The sequence below is a fragment of the Gallibacter sp. Marseille-QA0791 genome, assembly GCF_965119705.1.
Lineage (GTDB): Bacteria > Bacillota > Clostridia > Peptostreptococcales > Anaerovoracaceae > Lentihominibacter > Lentihominibacter excrementipullorum.
This window is the reverse complement of record NZ_CBCPMH010000001.1, coordinates 743,996-762,461: the sequence shown is the minus strand read 5'-3', so window position 1 is coordinate 762,461 and position 18,466 is coordinate 743,996. Positions and strand designations below refer to the sequence as shown.

21 protein-coding genes are annotated in these 18,466 nt (G+C 42.9%); all 21 read left to right on the top strand.

The features are described 5' to 3' along the window. Positions 1-219: 219 nt before the first annotated feature. The 21 genes from ACQY69_RS03520 to tnpC all read left to right on the top strand — a co-directional run bounded on the left by ACQY69_RS03520 (position 220) and on the right by tnpC (position 18,453). Entirely contained in the window at positions 220-684 is a 465-nt protein-coding gene (locus tag ACQY69_RS03520) for a DUF2247 family protein (protein ID WP_428258659.1), read from the top strand. A gap of 482 nt (positions 685-1,166) precedes the next feature. After that, the gene (locus tag ACQY69_RS03515; protein ID WP_428258657.1) at positions 1,167-1,847 is read left to right on the top strand and encodes an RHS repeat-associated core domain-containing protein; all 681 of its coding nucleotides are present in this window, start codon (positions 1,167-1,169) and stop codon (positions 1,845-1,847) included. 85 nt (positions 1,848-1,932) lie between these two features. Further along, positions 1,933-2,859 carry a polymorphic toxin-type HINT domain-containing protein gene (locus ACQY69_RS03510; RefSeq protein ID WP_428258655.1) on the top strand — a complete coding sequence of 309 codons (927 nt, stop codon included), beginning with the start codon at positions 1,933-1,935 and terminating at the stop codon, positions 2,857-2,859. Between the two features lie 241 nt (positions 2,860-3,100). Further along, entirely contained in the window at positions 3,101-4,147 is a 1,047-nt protein-coding gene (locus ACQY69_RS03505; protein WP_428258654.1) for an Imm51 family immunity protein, read from the top strand. 325 nt (positions 4,148-4,472) lie between these two features. After that, the gene (locus ACQY69_RS03500) at positions 4,473-5,090 is read left to right on the top strand and encodes an RHS repeat-associated core domain-containing protein (RefSeq protein WP_428258652.1); all 618 of its coding nucleotides are present in this window, start codon (positions 4,473-4,475) and stop codon (positions 5,088-5,090) included. Between the two features lie 148 nt (positions 5,091-5,238). Then, positions 5,239-6,138 (top strand): polymorphic toxin-type HINT domain-containing protein, encoded by a 900-nt coding sequence (locus ACQY69_RS03495; protein WP_428258650.1) that lies wholly within the window; start codon positions 5,239-5,241, stop codon positions 6,136-6,138. Between the two features lie 2 nt (positions 6,139-6,140). Beyond that, positions 6,141-6,398 (top strand): hypothetical protein, encoded by a 258-nt coding sequence (locus tag ACQY69_RS03490; RefSeq protein WP_428258649.1) that lies wholly within the window; start codon positions 6,141-6,143, stop codon positions 6,396-6,398. Positions 6,399-6,942: 544 nt separating this feature from the next. Then, on the top strand, positions 6,943-7,857 hold the full coding sequence (locus ACQY69_RS03485) for a polymorphic toxin-type HINT domain-containing protein (protein WP_428258647.1): 915 nt from the start codon (positions 6,943-6,945) through the stop codon (positions 7,855-7,857). An 11-nt stretch (positions 7,858-7,868) separates the two neighbouring features. Further along, on the top strand, positions 7,869-8,396 hold the full coding sequence (locus ACQY69_RS03480) for a hypothetical protein (protein WP_428258645.1): 528 nt from the start codon (positions 7,869-7,871) through the stop codon (positions 8,394-8,396). A 40-nt stretch (positions 8,397-8,436) separates the two neighbouring features. Then, entirely contained in the window at positions 8,437-8,772 is a 336-nt protein-coding gene (locus tag ACQY69_RS03475; RefSeq protein ID WP_428258643.1) for a DUF2185 domain-containing protein, read from the top strand. Between the two features lie 355 nt (positions 8,773-9,127). Continuing rightward, positions 9,128-9,745, top strand: coding sequence for an RHS repeat-associated core domain-containing protein (locus ACQY69_RS03470; protein WP_428258642.1), 618 nt, complete (start codon positions 9,128-9,130; stop codon positions 9,743-9,745). Between the two features lie 148 nt (positions 9,746-9,893). After that, a complete protein-coding gene (locus tag ACQY69_RS03465; RefSeq protein WP_428258640.1) occupies positions 9,894-10,397 on the top strand; it encodes a hypothetical protein in 504 nt (167 codons plus the stop codon). A gap of 7 nt (positions 10,398-10,404) precedes the next feature. Further along, complete coding sequence (locus tag ACQY69_RS03460; protein WP_428258638.1) at positions 10,405-10,827, top strand: hypothetical protein; 423 nt, start codon at positions 10,405-10,407, stop codon at positions 10,825-10,827. 224 nt (positions 10,828-11,051) lie between these two features. Then, complete coding sequence (locus tag ACQY69_RS03455; protein ID WP_428258637.1) at positions 11,052-11,903, top strand: polymorphic toxin-type HINT domain-containing protein; 852 nt, start codon at positions 11,052-11,054, stop codon at positions 11,901-11,903. Between the two features lie 41 nt (positions 11,904-11,944). Beyond that, positions 11,945-12,520: a hypothetical protein gene (locus ACQY69_RS03450; RefSeq protein WP_428258635.1), complete on the top strand. Its 576-nt coding sequence runs from the start codon at positions 11,945-11,947 to the stop codon at positions 12,518-12,520. Between the two features lie 517 nt (positions 12,521-13,037). Further along, positions 13,038-13,556, top strand: a complete 519-nt coding sequence (locus ACQY69_RS03445) for a hypothetical protein (RefSeq protein WP_428258633.1) — start codon at positions 13,038-13,040, stop codon at positions 13,554-13,556. Positions 13,557-13,583: 27 nt separating this feature from the next. Continuing rightward, positions 13,584-13,892, top strand: coding sequence for a hypothetical protein (locus ACQY69_RS03440; RefSeq protein ID WP_428258631.1), 309 nt, complete (start codon positions 13,584-13,586; stop codon positions 13,890-13,892). Positions 13,893-14,210: 318 nt separating this feature from the next. Then, positions 14,211-15,389, top strand: coding sequence for an RHS repeat-associated core domain-containing protein (locus tag ACQY69_RS03435; protein WP_428258629.1), 1,179 nt, complete (start codon positions 14,211-14,213; stop codon positions 15,387-15,389). 4 nt (positions 15,390-15,393) lie between these two features. Further along, positions 15,394-15,753, top strand: a complete 360-nt coding sequence (locus ACQY69_RS03430) for a hypothetical protein (RefSeq protein WP_428258627.1) — start codon at positions 15,394-15,396, stop codon at positions 15,751-15,753. A 526-nt stretch (positions 15,754-16,279) separates the two neighbouring features. Continuing rightward, the gene (tnpB, locus tag ACQY69_RS03425) at positions 16,280-16,789 is read left to right on the top strand and encodes an IS66 family insertion sequence element accessory protein TnpB (protein ID WP_428258625.1); all 510 of its coding nucleotides are present in this window, start codon (positions 16,280-16,282) and stop codon (positions 16,787-16,789) included. Between the two features lie 77 nt (positions 16,790-16,866). Then, complete coding sequence (gene tnpC, locus ACQY69_RS03420; RefSeq protein ID WP_428258623.1) at positions 16,867-18,453, top strand: IS66 family transposase; 1,587 nt, start codon at positions 16,867-16,869, stop codon at positions 18,451-18,453. The last annotated feature ends 13 nt before the right edge of the window (positions 18,454-18,466 follow it).

Sequence of the window (18,466 nt, the reverse complement as noted above, 5' to 3'; positions counted from 1 at the left end):
TAGGAAAAAGCAAGAAAATAAAAAATGAAAAATGGATGTATGATTTATATTATACATGGCTCAAAAAGTTGAAATGAAATCCAATTTCGTAAAAAACACTTAAATACAGCAATATGATTGTGTGTAGAAGAAAAACGAGAATATTCGCCAGACGTTCCATAAGCCCCGGGCTGATGGAAACGCGAGGATTTACATAAAGGTCCCTAAAGGAGGATATTAATGTTAGAACTTTATGATATCACTTTTCGCCAAATATATGATGTGATTAGAGAATGGAAATGGTGTGAATTGCAGAAGGGTTGTGAATTATCAATAATAAAGAAAGAGGATGTGCTGCTGTATGCGGGATGGATGGAGGAAGAAGGGACGAAGGACCTTGATCTGATTCTGGAATTAATCATAAACGAGGATTTGGACAGCATTCTCCCCGAACTGCTCAAAAGGGAAGAAAAATCCGATCCGGAGACGATTTGCAGCAAGTGGATTTTCGCGATTATATTAGTGCTTTTTAATCAAAATAGAAAAGATATCTTCTCTTTAATCGAAGATATATATGTGGAGTTTAATTATCCGGAAGAAATAAGCCAGTTCATATCATATATGCCCAAGAATGAGGCTGCAGAGGAAAGGAAAGAATTGCTGATTAAATATATCGAAGCTAATAAGAAAAAATGGTGTGGTTAATACAATGAATGGCATGATAAATAGCCCGGAAGTTTCTTCAAATATAAAGTTTAGTGTTGGACAAAGAATACGTTCAAATAAATCTGCGAACAAAGATGTATTAAGGCTTGTAATATTTATGGACAAGTAAATTCATGAAGAAATGAAATAACGTAGATATTAATAACTGCAAACTCTAAAAAGATTGAGAAGAAGAAAGCATAGGTCATGCGGGAATCCCGGCCAATGCCGGTCGGGATTCCCGCTGCCTGTGTTTTCATCGGGAGACTGGGAAATTAAAGGAGAAGAAGGAGAAAGAAGAGGACATTCGCCAGACGTTCCATAGGCCCCGGGATTATGGAAACGCGAGGCTTTACATAAAAAATTACTGCTTAAAAATGAAAAAATATCACTTTATATAAAAACTCAAAGAAGGCGCCGAGGAGACCAATTACTTCTACGACGGAACGGCGGTACTGTATACAAAAGATGAAGCAGACGACGTGACCAGCTTCAACCTGATAGGGGCGGAAGACAACATACTGCTGACGGCCAGACCGGGAGCAGAAGGCAGCACGGACTTCTACTCATATACCAAGGATATCAGGGAGAGCACAGTCAACATCGTGGGAGCAGACGGCTCATCCCAGGCGACCTACAGCTACGACGACTACGGCGAGACGACAGTCCACCAGAAGGACCCTGAGAAACCGTTTTACAACGAGATATGCTATACGGCAGGCGTATACGACGAGACGACAGGCCTCTACAACCTGCGGGCCAGATACTACGACCCGGCAGACGGAAGCTTCCTTACCCAGGACACCTACAGAGGAAGCAGGTCGAGGACGGAGACGCTGAACCTGTACACCTACGGAGCAGGGAATCCGATAAAGTATACGGATCCGAGCGGACACGCCATCTGGGGAGTAATAGGCGCAGCAATGGGAGCCTACGACGGCTACAAATACGCGAAAAAGAAAAACCTGAAAGGCTGGAAGAAAGGAGCAGCCATACTGGGAGGAGCCGTGCTGGGAGTAGTGAACCCGTTCAAGGTGGTGAAAGCCGCCTTTTTGCCCGAAGAGCCGAAGGCGATTCGCAAGGCAAAACGGACAGCGAAGCAGCGAAGCTGCGGAGGAGAGAGCGGCAGCGAACGTTGCGAAAACAGGATACAAAGCCTATAAAGCCAGCAAATACACTAAGAAAGCCGTAAGCACGGTTAAGAAAGCAAAGACAGCGAAAAAAGTTGCGACGAAGCCTAAGCCTACGGTGAGCAGCAAGAAGACCGTCAAGGTAACCACTAAGCCAAGAGTCGTCAAGATGACGACCCAGACCGTGAAGAAGCAGGCAAAGAAGATAACACCTCAATGCTTTGTTGCGGGGACAAAGATACATACGGATAAAGGCTTTATAGATATAGAGAATATAAAAGCCGGGGACTACGTGTGGTCGGCAAATCCGGAGATACATGAGAAAGCCTTAAAGAAAGTCAACAAGATATTCGTCAGGGAGACTGACAGCATAATAAGGCTTTCAATCAACGGAGAGAAGATAGAGACTACAGAAGAACACCCATTTTACGTAGAAGGCAGGGGCTGGACAGAAGCGTCGAGCCTTAAAGAGGGCGACGAAGTCCGGACAGCAGACGGGTCTGTAGCAGCAGTGGAAGCTACTGAGAGCATAAAGCTTTCGGAGCCTGTGAAGGTGTACAACTTCGAGGTCGAAGACTTCCACACGTATTATGTATCCGAACAGAAGGTGCTGGTGCACAACACGTGCGCCATGACAGCGAAGAATTCGACAAGTATAGCTAGTGCTGGAAAATTAAAAGGTGGAAGTGGTGCAACTTCTTCAAACATAGACGCGTCTATAGATTTAGAATTCGAAGAATGGCTTAACAGAGGTGAGGCAAATAATATTGTATATTTTGGAATGATTGGAGAAAAGGCAAAATATACAGGAATTACAAAGCAAAAGTCAGCCGTTAGATTGGCACAACACCAAAGAACAGGAAAAGCATTTACCAGATTGTTGGAAATTCATAGTGGTCTTACGCGAAATCAGGCGAGAGCATTGGAGCAATATTATATAGAGAATGGACCCAATGAATTGAATAAAATAAATAGTATAAGTCCAAAGAATAGGTTTTATTTTCAGGCAATGTCATGGGCGAAGCAGTATATAGAAACACAATGAGAATGCAATTGAGGGTAGTTAAAAGAAAAAAGGGAGGATATTGTTTTGAGGCGTATATTCGATTTATTGGCTGTACGAAGTATGAGTGGAGGTGTTGCTGAAAATGATATACCCTAATATAACAAATACCTCTATTTGGTATTGATTAATGAAATGATAAACAGATTATTTTCTCAGTGACAGTTTAATTCAATGATATATTTGTTTTTTATGAAAAATCATGTTCTTGGAAAAAATTCTGTTGTTTAAAGTTGAAGCGAAAGGAATAGGTATGAAAGGCATGGAACATATGATTAGCAGTCCCATATTAGAAGAAAGAAGGGAAGTATATAATAGACAAAATGATAAGACGAAAAGCCTGTTAGACAAGCTCTCGAATGCAAACCCTGGCACATATCAATTGAATGTTATAAAAAAGGGAAGGCCCAAGATATCGAGGGGAGATATCTTTGCATTAAATCCATTCGAAGACATTTATTTTTACGGAGTAGTATTGAATGCAGGAATTGATAACAGAACGTTGGGAGAGGATTTGTATGTTATCGGTATTTTAAAAAAGTATACCGTTGGCATGAATAGGCAAGTTGAGTTTAAAAATGTTGAAAATGGTGACCTTCTGCTGAGACCGCAAATAATTACAAAAACATATTGGTCAAATGGTATGCTGTATAATATAGGACTAAATATAGCGGAAAAGATAAGTGTTGATTATGGATTTTATAGTATTGCCAGCAGGTGTTTCGTTGATGAATATAGTGAAAAAATAGCCGATGTTCCCAAACATGCAGATGATTTTTGTCTTACAACGATGACGGGGATTTCTTATGAAATAAACTATGAATTAATAATCAACGAATTGTCTCTTAGGGATGATTTGAAAAAAGCGTTTTCGAAACAGCTAAAAAAAATTGTAGACTCAGATTGCCTGATTGAAGGACAAGCCCAAAACTCCGGCAAAGTAAATGAAATGTTCGTATTCGAAAAGGAAAATCGGGAACGATGTTTCGTCACGTTGGGGGAAGTTGAAAGGTATCAGGAGCTGTTTGCGGATATGCAGGGAGAGGCTGAAGGGAACGGATACGACTGGGAGGCAGTCGTGAGAGCGTTCCTGAAGGAGCGGTATCCGAAGGAAGAAAAGCTGATAAATTTCGATTCCGAGGCGGAAATGTTCTGTATGTATTGCTCTGACGAAGCGCTGATGAAGGAACTTTCGGAAAAGCTGACTGAAATGCTGCGCAGCGGTGAAATAAAGAAATATATATCTGAGGCTGACTTTTTAAGTATATAAGAGATGATAAAAAATCTCAAAGTTTAAGGAGATTGCGAGAAGAAGAAAGCATAGGTAATCCGGGAGTCCCGGCCAATGCCGATCGGGATTCCCACTGCCTGTGTTTTCGTCGGGAGACTGGGAAATAAAAGGAGAAGTAGAAGAGAATATTCGCCAGACGTTCCATAAGCCCTGGGCTGATGGAAACGCGAGGCTTTACATAAAAAATTACTGCTTAAAAATGAAAAAATATCACTTTATATAAAAACTCAAAGAAGGCGCCGAGGAGACCAATTACTTCTACGACGGAACGGCGGTACTGTATACAAAAGATGAAGCAGACGACGTGACCAGCTTCAACCTGATAGGGGCGGAAGACAACATACTGCTGACGGCCAGACCGGGAGCAGAAGGCAGCACGGACTTCTACGCATATACCAAGGATATCAGGGAGAGCACAGTCAACATCGTGGGAGCAGACGGCTCATCCCAGGCGACCTACAGCTACGACGACTACGGCGAGACGACAGTCCACCAGAAGGACCCTGAGAAACCGTTCTACAACGAGATATGCTATACGGCAGGCGTATACGACGAGACGACAGGCCTCTACAACCTGCGGGCCAGATACTACGACCCGGCAGACGGAAGCTTCCTTACCCAGGACACCTACAGAGGAAGCAGGTCGAGGACGGAGACGCTGAACCTGTACACCTACGGAGCAGGGAATCCGATAAAGTATACGGATCCGAGCGGACACGCCATCTGGGGAGTAGTAGGCGCAGCCATGGGAGCCTACGACGGCTACAAATATGCGAAAAAGAAAAATCTCAAAGGCTGGAAGAAAGGAGCAGCCATACTGGGAGGAGCGGCGCTCGGCGTAATAAACCCATTTAAAGTAGTAAAAGCCGCCTTTTTGCCCGAAGAGCCGAAGGCGATTCGCAAGGCAAAACGGACAGCGTAGCAGCGAAGCTGCGGAGGAGTGAGCGGTAGCGAACGTTGCGAAAACAGGATATAAAGCATATAAAGCCAGCAAGTACACTAAAAAAGCTGTAAGCGCAGTTAAGAAGGCAAAGACAGCGAAAAAAGTTGCGACGAAGCCTAAGCCTACGGTGAGCAGCAAGAAGACCGTCAAGGTAACCACTAAGCCTAAAGTCGTCAAGAAGACGACCCAGACTGTGAAGAAGCAGGCAAAGAAGGTAACACCTCAATGCTTTGTTGCGGGGACGAAGATACATACGGATAAAGGCTTTTTAGATATAGAGAATATAAAAGCCGGGGACTACGTGTGGTCGGCAAATCCGGAGATACATGAGAAAGCCTTAAAGAAAGTCAACAAGATATTCGTCAGGGAGACTGACAGCATAATAAGGCTTTCAATCAACGGAGAGAAGATAGAGACTACAGAAGAACACCCATTTTACGTAGAAGGCAGGGGCTGGACAGAAGCGTCGAGCCTTAAAGAGGGCGACGAAGTCCGGACAGCAGACGGGTCTGTAGCAGCAGTGGAAGCTACTGAGAGCATAAAGCTTTCGGAGCCTGTGAAGGTGTACAACTTCGAGGTCGAAGACTTCCACACGTATTATGTATCCGAACAGAAGGTGCTGGTGCACAATACGTGCGCCATGACGGCGAAGAATTCGGTAAGTAAGCAAAATGCTCTTATTAATAAAAGTAAGGCAGAAATCACTTCATATTATCCGCCTAATGATGGTGCGGTTTTGACAACAAAAAACAAAATGTATTTATTGAAAGGCGAGAGAATAGATAGATATGGATCTTTTAAAGGCAATTTTTTTGCACCTGAAGGAACTAATTTAGATATGCGTGCGCTGCCATACAATGTAGATACTTCTTTATATACAAAATTTGAAGTGTTAAAACCTTTTGAAGTTGAATCATCCCGGATAGCTCCAGCATTTGGAAAGCCAGGTGGAGGGATTCAATACAGGGCACCTTTTTCAGCGGAATGGTTGTTGAAGCACGGAATTATAAAAGAATTGGAGGAATAATAATGAATGTGAAAGATTTAATCGAAAAGTTAAATGAAATGGGAGTCCCTAAGAGTTGGTATTCTATAAATGGGGGATTAAAATCAGATACGTGCATATTAAATGAAGTACATAATTACTGGGAATATTTTTACTTTGATGAAAGAGGAAATACAAATGGATATAAGCGATTTAATAATGAAAATGATGCGTGCATATATTTTCTCAATGTTTTGAAAAGTGAAATGGAATTTGTTTACAAAATTGATTATGGAAAGTAAAAATACGTCAGAAAAAATAATTACATAAGATTATTCATGAAAATTTGAATAAAAAGGCATAGGGATCCCCCTATAAATAGTAAGCATACTGCTCTTGACAATACAAAAACTCTAAAAAGATTGAGAAGAAGAAAGCATAGGTCATCCGGGAATCCCGGCCAATGCCGGTCGGGATTCCCAATGCCTGTGTTTTGTCGGGAGACCGGGAAGTCAAAGGAAGAAGAAGGAGAAAAACGAGAATATTCGCCAGACGTTTCATAAGCCCCGGGCTGATGGAAACGCGAGGCTTTACATAAAAATCTGCTGCCGAAAGTAATGAACCCGTTCAAGGTGGTGAAAGCCGCCTTTTTGCCCGAAGAGCCGAAGGCGATTCGCAAGGCAAAACGGACAGCGTAGCAGCGAAGCTACGGAGGAGTGAGCGGCAGCGAACGTTGCCAAGACAGGATACAAAGCCTACAAAGCCAGCAAATACACTAAGAAAGCCGTAAGCGCAGTCAAGAAGGCAAAGACAGCGAAAAAAGTTGCGACGAAGCCGAAAGCGACGGTGAGCAGCAAGAAGACCGTCAAGGTAACCACTAAGCCAAGAGTCGTCAAGATGACGACCCAGACCGTGAAGAAGCAGGCGAAGAAGATAACACCTCAATGCTTTGTTGCGGGGACAAAGATACATACGGATAAAGGCTTTATAGACATAGAGAATATAAAAGCCGGGGACTACGTGTGGTCGGCAAATCCGGAGATACATGAGAAAGCCTTAAAAAAAGTCAATAAGATATTCGTCAGGGAGACTGACAGCATAATAAGGCTTTCAATCAACGGAGAGAAGATAGAGACTACAGAAGAACACCCATTTTACGTAGAAGGCAGGGGCTGGACAGAAGCGTCGAGCCTTAAAGAGGGCGACGAAGTCCGGACAGCAGACGGGTCTGTAGCAGCAGTGGAAGCTACTGAGAGCATAAAGCTTTCGGAGCCTGTGAAGGTGTACAACTTCGAGGTCGAAGACTTCCACACGTATTATGTATCCGAACAGAAGGTGCTGGTGCACAACACGTGCGCCATGACAGCGAAGAATTCGACAGTTGAAAGCAAGGGGACAAATCGAAACGTAGATTCGGATTTGTCAGGAACGGTTTGGGATAACATTAGGGCAACACAATCCTATTTGCCAAACTCAAGTATTCCGAAATCATTTGAAATGTCAGTTGGAGGAGCCAAAGTGTGGGTACATCCTAATGCCACTAAACATTTATTAGAATATGCTGACAGGCGATTATCGCACGGGAAAAAAATGATTGAACAACAATTGTTAAATAGTTTACATGGGGCCGTTGATAAAATTATTAAAGAAGGATATGAGTATGATAAAATGGTAAAATTGGATAATTGGGAAATAATAATTAGTGCTCCGGGAAGAACTGGATCGCTACCGGTAATAAAACACGCACTATATAAACCGTGAGGGGGCTGCCGATGAGAATTGAGCGAGTGATAGAAGAAAATGTTCGCTGTGATATGACAGTAGATTATTATGTGCCTGTAACTGTTGAATTTCCAGGCAATGAGGACAGATATGGGATGACGGAATTGCTGTATTACAGATACCTGGGGAAGGATTCGTCCTTTATAGAAATAGCTGTGAATTCCAAAACAATGAAAATAACGAGGGCAGTGATAGTGTCGATAAATGGGGATGTAGAGCGGCTGGGTCATGATTTCAGCTGGCAACAGAGTCCGGGTGTATTTGTGGGGAATCCTGAAATCAGCCTGGAAAGCTTTTCTGATTCAGACACTTTTACCGAGACGAAAGAAAAAGAAATGAAATTCAAATATTTCGGGAGAAAGCTGCTGGTTTTATTAGGCGGTACAGTGCATGAAAAAGTTGTCATGGGGAGTTTGTCGCTTTTGCTGGATGAGAGAAAGGAAGTGAACGGATTTTTATTCGAAGGATTTTCTGAAAATGAATGGGAGGTATTGAAGGAGAGCTGTCAGATAACGTGATGAGGAAGTTAATGAGTTTTCGTTCAAGGAGTGATTTGATATGTTTAAATCGAGAAAGAAGAATGCAATGGAAAATGCAGGCGGTACTGTAATAACAAAATCAATATACGAAGGGCAATCTTCTCTTAAATGGATATACAGGGAGAGCCCTTCCAACAAAAACGATAATGGGTGGAGGGCGATAGGAGACACGGATACGCAGGAATATATGGACGACCCGCAAAATAGCATAGTGGTTGATTTCAATACGCTGGTGGAGATAGAACCCGCAGTTTTGAAGATTTACGAGCTGCCTGTGGGGACGGATTTGGAATTGGTATATGACGGCAAGGAGAGATATTTTGTTGATACAAATACAGGGGAAAGACTGGATTGAAAAGGCATTTTGAAGAGCACGCCTATAGAGATTAATAACCGCAAACTCTAAAAAGATTGAGAAGAAGAAAGCATAGGTCATGCGGGAATCCCGGCCAATGCCGGTCGGGATTCCCGCTGCCTGTGTTTTCGTCGGGAGACCGGGAAGTTAAAGGAGAAGAAGGAGAAAGAAGAGAATATTCGCCAGACGTTCCATAAGCCCCGGGCTGATGGAAACGCAAGGATTTACATAAAAAATTACTGCTTAAAAATGAAAAAAAGTCCCTTATATATAAAAACTCAAAGAAGGCACCGAGGAGACCAATTACTTCTACGACGGAACGGCGGTACTGTATACAAAAGATGAAGCAGATGACGTGACCAGCTTCAACCTGATAGGGGCGGAAGACAACATACTGCTGACGGCCAGGCCGGGAGCAGAAGGCAGCACGGACTTCTACTCATATACCAAGGATATCAGGGAGAGCACAGTCAACATCGTGGGAGCAGACGGCTCATCCCAGGTCACCTACAGCTACGACGACTACGGCGAGACGACAGTCCACCAGAAGGATCCTGAGAAACCGTTCTACAACGAGATATGCTATACGGCAGGCGTATACGACGAGACGACAGGCCTCTACAACCTGCGAGCCAGATACTACGACCCGGCAGACGGAAGCTTCCTGACCCAGGACACCTACAGAGGAAGCAGGTCGAGGACGGAGACGCTGAACCTGTACACCTACGGAGCAGGGAATCCGATAAAATATACGGATCCGAGCGGACACGCCATCTGGGGAGTAGTAGGCGCAGCCATGGGAGCCTACGACGGCTACAAATATGCGAAAAAGAAAAATCTCAAAGGCTGGAAGAAAGGAGCAGCCATACTGGGAGGAGCGGCGCTCGGCGTAATAAACCCATTTAAAGTAGTAAAAGCCGCCTTTTTGCCCGAAGAGCCGAAGGCGATTCGCAAGGCAAAACGGACAGCGTAGCAGCGAAGCTGCGGAGGAGTGAGCGGTAGCGAACGTTGCGAAAACAGGATATAAAGCGTATAAAGCCAGCAAGTACACTAAAAAAGCTGTAAGCGCAGTTAAGAAGGCAAAGACAGCGAAAAAAGTTGCGACGAAGCCGAAGGCAACGGTGAGCAGCAAGAAGACCGTCAAGGTAACCACTAAGCCTAAAGTCGTCAAGAAGACAACTCAGACCGTGAAGAAGCAGGAGAAGAAGGTAACGAGTTCGGCGAAGCCTGTGGAATCAGTGCATGTAAAGGCTCCTGTTTTAGATAATGAAACTAGAAGAGAAGTTTTTAATTCTTTTTCAAAGGGAAAGGCGGAACAGGTTACATATAGAGGAGGCACTACTCTTTATAGAGTCGGTGGAAAAGGCGGCAATTATTGGAGTTTATCTCCTCCGCCCGCAACTGAATATCAGTGGAGAGTAAATTATGCAATTAAGCAGGAATTTGGGAATGATGCGTCAAAACTATACACGATAACAATTCCCGAAGGTTCTTCAATAACGGCATTTGAGGGTAGCGTAAGTTCACAAGGAATGGGATTATATGGAGGCGCACATCAAGCATATATTAATTTCCGTGAAGTACCTAAAGAATGGATTAAGATAGAGGCAATGACATGGAGGTAGAAAGATTGTGGATAAAATAAAGAAGAAAGATAAAGAAATTTTGATAAAGATATTGGAATTACTTATAGTTATTATTGACAAAATGAGAGTGAGGAAAGAGTCATACTTTTTACAGCAAAACAAACGCGAAGCATTGGATTGGCTTCAGTATTTAAAAGAGCATGAAGATAAAGAGTTGTTAAGATCATTAGAGGATGAAATAAGAAAACGATATTTCCGTAAATATAATGAGATTGAACTGGACGTAGATGTTGATGGATATGATATGACGAATGAAAATATAGAAGTCAATAAAATCATTTCTGAATCACACGAACTTTTTGGTAAGTCATTCGAAAAAAGGAACTATAGGTCAGAGTATGGTCTTGATAATTTGAGAGATTATTTGATGCAGTTGTATATAGAAAAATCGGGTGAGTTTTTAAAATAGGAGTTAACATAATTAAAAAGTTAAAGCATAGGTCATCCGGGAATCCTGGCCAATGCCGGTCGGGATTCCTACTGCCTGTGTTTTTATCGGGAGACCGGGAAGTTAAAGGAAGAAGAAAAACGAGAATATTCGTCAGACGTTCCATAAGCCCCGGGCTGATGGAAACGCGAGGATTTACATAAGAATATACTAAGCCTAAAGTCGTCAAGAAGACAACTCAGACCGTGAAGAAGCAGGCGAAGAAGGTAACACCTCAATGCTTTGTTGCGGGGACGAAGATACATACGGATAAAGGCTTTATAGACATAGAGAATATAAAAGCCGGGGACTACGTGTGGTCGGCAAATCCGGAGATACATGAGAAAGCCTTAAAGAAAGTCAACAAGATATTCGTCAGGGAGACTGACGGCATAATAAGGCTTTCAATCAACGGAGAGAAGATAGAGACTACAGAAGAACACCCATTTTACGTAGAAGGCAGGGGCTGGACAGAAGCGTCGAGCCTTAAAGAGGGCGACGAAGTCCGGACAGCAGACGGGTCTGTAGCAGCAGTGGAAGCTACTGAGAGCATAAAGCTTTCGGAGCCTGTGAAGGTGTACAATTTCGAGGTAGAAGACTTCCACACGTACTATGTATCCGAACAGAAGGTGCTGGTGCACAACACGTGCGCCATGACGGCGAAGAATTCGACAAGTAAGCAAAATAGCAGCGACACTAAATTACTGCCAGCTCCATCTTCCACAAAAATCGCATATGCCTCCGGAAAAGAGGGAGAAGCGAAATTGGCCGAATTAGTAGGAGGAGAGTCACAAAAATATTTTCCGACATCGATGGGAGGGAGATTTGTAGACCAATATGCAAAAGGCATAGCACATGAATCAAAGGTTGGATACACATCGCTTACACGAAGAATAAAGATTCAAGTTTTAAAGGATGAATATCTAATAAAAAAGAGGAGTATAGATGGCGCGCATTGGTATTTCTTTGAAAGCAGCGTAACGGGTAAAATAGGTCCGTCTCAGCCGTTGAGAAATTTTCTTGCGGAACATGGTATAGATTATACGATATATAAATAAAAAGCGTGTTGTAAAATGTAATGAAGAAAGGAGAGGTTACTATGGAATACGAATATATGGTATCCCCGATAGGAAGTTATGATTTTGCTAATTTTACTGCAAAGGAGGCCAAGGAATATTTCGAGTGGTTTATGGGAGAGCGTGAAAAGCGTGTTCACATACTAAGTGAATACATAAAAAGCGAAGGGGAAGAAATGGAGTTTGACTATACGCCGGAATCCCTCGTTCCATTATGGACATGGTTTTTGGAGAAAATAAGATTTGAAAAGCGAAGTGAGGAAGAGTTAAAGAAAGAAAGGGCAAAATTCCCGGAATGGATGCAGGAGCATATTTCTGAAGACAGGCCGTCAATAGAAACGTTGAAATATGTCTTGGACATAGCGGTATATTTCGGGGAAGCCTTTGTAAGAAATAACGAGGGAAAGCTATATTGGGGATATAAGACAAAACCCAAAAGACTGATATCAGTTAACAGGCCGACAATATTAGGCTTTAAAGCGGGCGTGGATTTAGAGCCAATAAGAATTATTCTTACAGGCGTGTATAGGTCAAGAAGAGAAAGAGATGAAGCATACTTATACGATTCGTATTATATTTGGCTTGAAGACATTGAATAGAAAGAGACATGCAAGATTGTAATACTTATGGATAAGAAAATGCATGAAAAAATGAGATAACGTAGAGATTAATAACTGCAAACTCTAAAAAGATTGAGAAGAAGAAAGCATAGGTCATCCGGGAATCCCGGCCAATGCCGATCGGGATTCCCACTGCCTGTGTTTTCATCGGGAGACTGGGAAATTAAAGGAGAAGAAGGAGAAAGAAGAGAATATTCGCCAGACGTTCCATAAACCCCGGGCTGATGGAAACGCGAGGATTTACATAAAAACCTGCTGCTGAAAGTAGTGAACCCGTTCAAGGTGGTGAAGGCAGCCTTTTTGCCCGAAGAGCCGAAGGCGATTCGCAAGGCAAAACGGACAGCGTAGCAGCGAAGCTGCGGAGGAGTGAGCGGCAGCGAACGTTGCAAAAACAGGATACAAAGCGTACAAAGCCAGCAAGTACACTAAGAAAGCCGTAAGCGCAGTCAAGAAGGCAAAGACAGCGAAAAAAGTTGCGACGAAGCCTAAGCCGACGGTGAGCAGCAAGAAGACCGTCAAGGTAACCACTAAGCCTAAAGTCGTCAAGATGACGACCCAGACTGTGAAGAAGCAGGAGAAGAAGGTAACGAGCTCGGCGGAAGTAAGCAAACCGAAGACGACACAAAATAAAACAGCTCTATTAGGAGCTCCTGGAAATAAAAATCCTTGGAAAGATGGTTCAAAGATTTTATCAATAGAAGTTACTGATGATTTCTATATTAATATGGCAATGGCTCCAAAACAAACACTGCCTGGTGCATGGGGGACAATAAAAAGCATACCTAATGTAGATTATGCAAGGAATGTTCTGGCTATTACACCAGAATTTAAAAAGGAGATTAGTCATGTACAAAAATATTTAGTAAAAAAGGGAACAAGAGTACAAATAGGAATTGCCGGGCCACAGCAATATGGCGGGAGGGAATATTTAGGCGGTGGAACGCAAGTTGAAATTTTACCTAGGCCAAGTGCAAGGTATTTACTTCCTTCAGGGGAGCCGGACAAGATAAATTGAAAAAAATGTATAAATTCGGAGTGAAAAATGGCTTTGACAAATAAAGAATCAATATACAAATGCTTGAAAAACGGAAGACATTTAGAGTCTGAAGTAAATTCAAATGAATATTACATGACTCGGAGAAAGATAATCGTGCTAAACAAAGAAAAGCAGGTGATTAAAAAAATAGAATTACCTCAAATGGAGAACAACGAAAGGGTGATAGGGTTTTATGATATGTATTACGATTGTGGTGAACTGTTGGTAGTTATTTCAATGAGGGATTATTACGATAGTAAAACTATCTTGAATGAAAAGACATTGGAATTAGGAGCGTTAAGCCCGTATAAGTAATAGGTCTATTCAGAAAAAGATTGAGAAGAAGAAAGCATAGGTCATCCGGGAATCCCGGCCAATGCCGATCGGGATTCCCACTGCCTGTGTTTTCATCGGGAGACTGGGAAATTAAAGGAGAAGAAGGAGAAAGAAGAGAATATTCGCCAGACGTTCCATAAGCCCCGGGCTGATGGAAACGCAAGGATTTACATAAAAAATTACTGCTTAAAAATGAAAAAATATCACTTTATATAAAAACTCAAAGAAGGCGCCGAGGAGACCAATTACTTCTACGACGGAACGGCGGTACTGTATACAAAAGATGAAGCAGATGACGTGACCAGCTTCAACCTGATAGGGGCGGAAGACAACATACTGCTGACGGCCAGACCGGGAGCAGAAGGCAGCACGGACTTCTACGCATATACCAAGGATATCAGGGAGAGCACAGTCAACATCGTGGGAGCAGACGGCTCATCCCAGGCGACCTACAGCTACGACGACTACGGCGAGACGACAGTCCACCAGAAGGACCCTGAGAAACCGTTCTACAACGAGATATGCTATACGGCAGGCGTATACGACGAGACGACAGGCCTCTACAACCTGCGGGCCAGATACTACGACCCGGCAGACGGAAGCTTCCTTACCCAGGACACCTACAGAGGAAGCAGGTCGAGGACGGAGACGCTGAACCTGTACACCTACGGAGCAGGGAATCCGATAAAATATACGGATCCGAGCGGACACGCCATCTGGGGAGTAGTAGGCGCAGCCATGGGAGCCTACGACGGCTACAAATATGCGAAAAAGAAAAATCTCAAAGGCTGGAAGAAAGGAGCAGCCATACTGGGAGGAGCCGTCCTGGGAGTGGTGAACCCGTTCAAGGTGGTCAAGGCTGCTAGGACAGGATATAAAGCGTATAAAGCCAGCAAGTACACTAAGAAAGCCGTAAGCACGGTTAAGAAAGCGAAGACGGTAAAGAAAGTCGCGACGAAGCCGAAGAAGACGGTGGTAATGAAGAAGACGGTTAAGACCACCAGCAAGCCTAATGTCGTCAAGAAGACGACCCAGACCGTGAAGAAGCAGGCGAAGAAGGTAACGAGCTCGGCGAAGCCTGTGTTACAAATTAAAGCCCCTAATTTAAGTGAAAATTTTGATGTACAAAGAAGAGTTTTAAATTCCTTTAAAGAAGGAAAAGCAACAGTACAGACATTTGAAAGTGGAACCAAATTGTATCGTGTTGGTGGGAAAAAAGGGAACTATTGGAGTCCAGATCCGCCACCAGAAACTGAGTATCAATGGAGAGTAAAGTATGCAATCAAGCAAGATTTTGGAAATGACGCATCCTCGTTGTATACAATAACAATACCGGAAGGTGCTTCAATTTCAGGGTGGACAGGGATAGTAGGCTCTCAAGGAATGGGCCTTTATGGGGGTGGAAGACAAGTATATATTGACTGTTTGAAAGTTCCGGATAGTTGGATTACTAAAACTAAGATGATATGGAGGTAGAATGATGAGCAATATTACTCAAAAAGAACATAGAAGGTTAATGGAAATTTTAAATGATTTGATCGATATTATTGTGTATATAAGGAAAGAGATTGAAGATAATTATTCGTTGCAGAAGAACGAGAGAGAGGCTATTGATTGGTATAGATATTTGAAAGTGCATAAAGATGTGGAGGAAGTAGAATCGCTGTATAAAGAAATCGTGGATCGTTATTGTACTGAATTTGAAAATCAACTGTGTGAGTCTTCGTCTTCTTATGATGCCAAACGGATATATTTGTTGAGAGAGTATTTAGAGGCAGCATATAAAATATTAAATAAGAAAGAAGCTAAAAAGAATGAAACTTACATTCAAGAAGATTGAGAAGAAGAAAGCATAGGTCATCCGGGAATCCCGGCTAATGCCGGTCGGGATTTCCACTGCCTGTGTTTTCGTCGGGAGACTGGGAAGTCAAAAGAGAAGAAGGAGAAAAACGAGAATATCCACCAGACGTTCCATAAGCCCCGGGCTGATGGAAACGCGAGGATTTACATAAAAAATTACTGCTTAAAAATGAAAAAAAGTCCCTTATATATAAAAATTCAAAGAAGGCGCCGAGGAGACCAATTACTTCTACGACGGAACGGCGATACTGTATGCAAAGGTAAAAGCGTTAACGGAAGCATTTTCGGAGCGAAGATAGGATGTCGATGTTGGAATTTGTATGGTATCGCTATTCGTCAAGACCGGGAAGGGGAGAGAGGAGCTGCTGATCGAATATATCATTGCTTTGATATCAAAAAATATCGCAGGTGTGCTGAAATGGGTAAGGGTCAAAACATAGGCACATTGAAAAAAAGAGAACAAGGTAGTATGCTACTAAGTAGCAACTACAGGAGGAATAGCACATATGTGGCGAACATCGGATGAGTGGGAGAAAATAATCAAGGAAGGGTATACAAGTGACCTTCCCTTAAAAAGATGGTGCCTGGAACATAATATAAAAGATATTACCTTTAGAAAGGCCCGGGAAAGGCTCCTTCGAAAAGGGAAATTACGATTTATGGAAGAAAAAATCCTGTTGCCCATAGATGAGAGTAGGAAGTGGGTACGATTGCCATCAGAAAACATCCGGGCAATTCTCGTTTTAGAACCTATCAGAGGGAATCTGTCTATGGAGTCCATGGCATCTATCATAGCGTTCGATCTGGATCTGCCCCTGATACCGGGGCAGATATTCTTCTTCATAGAAAAGAAATGGAAACAGATCTATGCGCTGAAGATATGCAAGAATGGATATTGCCTTTTCAGCAGAAAGCTCGAATACGGAACATTTTACTGGCCAAAATCTCACAGTTACGCCCGTGATTTCATGTACAGATATGAATATGACAGGCTTCTCAAAACCATTGAAAATTAATATGGAAGGATCCTTAAAACCATGGAATAGTCCTTAAAACCATTGAAATTTCAATGGTTTTTTGATATAATAAAGTCATGAAACAGATAGATCTTTCATCCATGACAAAAGCAGAATTGGAAAAATATGCACTGGACACCTCAAGAAAACTGGATGAGGTTTCAGCAGAGCTTGAATATTACAGAAAGATGTTTCGCCTTAGTCAGGCTAAGAGGTTCGGAAGAAAAAGCGAAAAGTCTTTAATAGATGACGGGCAGCAGGAGTGCTTTTTTAATGAAATAGAGAAAGAAGCCGATCTGACGTTGCCGGAGCCAAAAGCGGAGAAAGCATGTCCTGTTCGCAAGATTAAACGAAAGGGAAAGAAAGACGCTTTTATCAGTGCCTTAAGAAAAACGGATCCTGTAGAATATGTGCTTACAGAAGAAGAGCAGCTCTGCCCTGTATGCGGCCATAAGCTTCATGAGATGACCAAAAGGATCCACCGCGAAGTGGAGATCATCCCGGCAAAGGCAGTTGTGCGTGAGCATATACAGTATATATACAGCTGCAGGAACTGTGAAAAAAACGGAACCGAAGCTACGATCATCGCCTCTCCAATGACGAGAGCTCTGCTTCGTGGAAGCATTCTGTCACCGTCACTTGGTGCATACGTCATAACAAGGAAATATGAAAACCGTGATCCTCTGGATAAGATATCTAAAGATCTTAAGCGCTATGGTGTAAACATCAGCAAAGCAACCCTTTCAAACTGGATGATACTTCTTACGCAGAATTATCTTAAGGCTGTTTATGACAGGATGTACGAGAAGCTCCTGTCATATGATATCATCCAGGCTGACGAGACGAGCCTGTCGGTGCTGAGGGATAAGACGCGGGAAAAGAGCTACATGTGGATGTTCCGAAGCGGAAAGGGTATACCACCTATCGTGCTTTATCATTATGCGGATGGCTCTCGTGCAGGCTATGTCCCGGAAACATTTCTTAAAGAATATCACGGATACCTGCAGACAGACGGGTATCAGGGCTACCTGAGGGTGAATGATGATATCATCCACGTAGGCTGTCTGGCCCATGCGAGACGGTATTATGCAGACGCGCTAGAGGTGTTAAATGATAAAGGAAGTCCCGGGGCCTTAAAGATAAAGGAAGGGATCGTATGGTGTGATAAGCTGTTTCTTTTAGATGCCAAGTGCCATGAATTATCTACCGAAGAAGAACGAAGTGAATTCAGAAAGACCACGATGCGGAAGGTATTTGAGGGCTTCTTTGCGTGGGCGGAAGAAGAATCACAAAAGCCACTTCCCAAGGGGCTTTATCTTAAAGCGCTGAATTACACGATAAACCAGAGGAAACCATTGATGAATACCCTCCTTGATGAGAGGCTTGAGGTTTCCAATAACAGGAGTGAACGTGCGATAAAGCCGTTTGTGATGGGCCGTAAGAACTGGCTGTTCTGCAATACGCCAAGAGGGGCAAAGTCAAGCGCAATTCTGTATAGCATTGTGGTAAGCGCCATAGAAAATGATCTGCTGCCATTTGAATATCTGAGCTATCTGCTTGACCAGCTCCGTAGGATCGATCTGAATGATAAAGAAGCCATAGACAGCCTTATGCCATATTCAGAGCAGTTACCTGATACATGCAGAAGAAAAGAAAACGAATAAAGAAAAAGTCCCC

Bases quoted from the DNA above. Each gene is read 5' to 3' on its own strand.
- ACQY69_RS03520 (WP_428258659.1), top strand. From the start codon at position 220: ATGTTAGAACTTTATGATATCACTTTTCGCCAAATATATGATGTGATT.
- ACQY69_RS03490 (WP_428258649.1), top strand. From the start codon at position 6,141: ATGAATGTGAAAGATTTAATCGAAAAGTTAAATGAAATGGGAGTCCCT.
- ACQY69_RS03480 (WP_428258645.1), top strand. From the start codon at position 7,869: ATGAGAATTGAGCGAGTGATAGAAGAAAATGTTCGCTGTGATATGACA.
- ACQY69_RS03475 (WP_428258643.1), top strand. From the start codon at position 8,437: ATGTTTAAATCGAGAAAGAAGAATGCAATGGAAAATGCAGGCGGTACT.
- ACQY69_RS03450 (WP_428258635.1), top strand. From the start codon at position 11,945: ATGGAATACGAATATATGGTATCCCCGATAGGAAGTTATGATTTTGCT.
- ACQY69_RS03440 (WP_428258631.1), top strand. From the start codon at position 13,584: ATGGCTTTGACAAATAAAGAATCAATATACAAATGCTTGAAAAACGGA.
- ACQY69_RS03430 (WP_428258627.1), top strand. From the start codon at position 15,394: ATGAGCAATATTACTCAAAAAGAACATAGAAGGTTAATGGAAATTTTA.
- tnpB (WP_428258625.1), top strand. From the start codon at position 16,280: ATGTGGCGAACATCGGATGAGTGGGAGAAAATAATCAAGGAAGGGTAT.
- tnpC (WP_428258623.1), top strand. From the start codon at position 16,867: ATGAAACAGATAGATCTTTCATCCATGACAAAAGCAGAATTGGAAAAA.